Raw genomic sequence first — 750 nt, forward strand, 5'->3', positions numbered from 1 at the left:
CAAACACGATCCAACCAAGGAAGGAACCGGTTAGTACGCCTAGTGATAAGCCCGTCGAGATTGATACCCATATCGATACCGAACACCCCTGGGAAGACGGTCTAAACATCCGTAAAGGCCAGATCGGGGGCTAACGACACGCCGTCATTAGACCCACTTTTTGTCTATTAACCCCCAGATAGGCATTCGATCATACGCCTCTAACGCGTACGAGTTCCCAATTCTAATGTCATCCCGGTAATGAGCGATGAAAGATTCTTTGGAATGCTCAAGGTTATTCAGCGCATGTTCTTCAGCCCGTACACCGTTCGGATTTGGGGGTTGCGTAAAACCGTCCCCACGGGCGAAGCCGCCGAAGGGCGCGACGAGATGACCGTACGAGTATGCAAATCTCGTACGGAGCAACACTTCTAGCGGGTGTAATATGTCGTTACATTTCACGACGAGCTGTTCCTCAGCTTCGTAGAGTTGCCTTATTTTCTCGAAAGAAGTACCCGGAATAAACCGGTTATCATTACGAACCGGGTCGCGTTGCCAGTAGCGGAAATAGCCGGAAAGCTTGTAGTAATTTACTCTAGATAAAAACTCTAGCGCCACTTTCTCATTTTGAATGCACAGCCCGCGGGTAAATAGACAGAAATGGTTGCTAATACCCAGACTTTCCCTCGCTATACCAACACAAAGTCCGGGTCGTTGAGCTTTCCGGCCTCAATAGCCTTGCATACTTGACAAACACCGGGATATCCACAT

1 protein-coding gene is annotated in these 750 nt (G+C 49.1%); it reads right to left on the reverse strand.

Annotation, left to right across the window (positions count from 1 at the left end):
- Window positions 1–147 precede the first annotated feature (147 nt).
- Complete coding sequence (locus DDD64_RS08705; protein ID WP_241227721.1) at window positions 148–597, reverse strand: Abi family protein; 450 nt, start codon at window positions 595–597, stop codon at window positions 148–150.
- Window positions 598–750 lie beyond the last annotated feature (153 nt).

The organism is Actinotignum sanguinis, from assembly GCF_003957255.1.
Taxonomy (GTDB): domain Bacteria; phylum Actinomycetota; class Actinomycetes; order Actinomycetales; family Actinomycetaceae; genus Actinotignum; species Actinotignum sanguinis.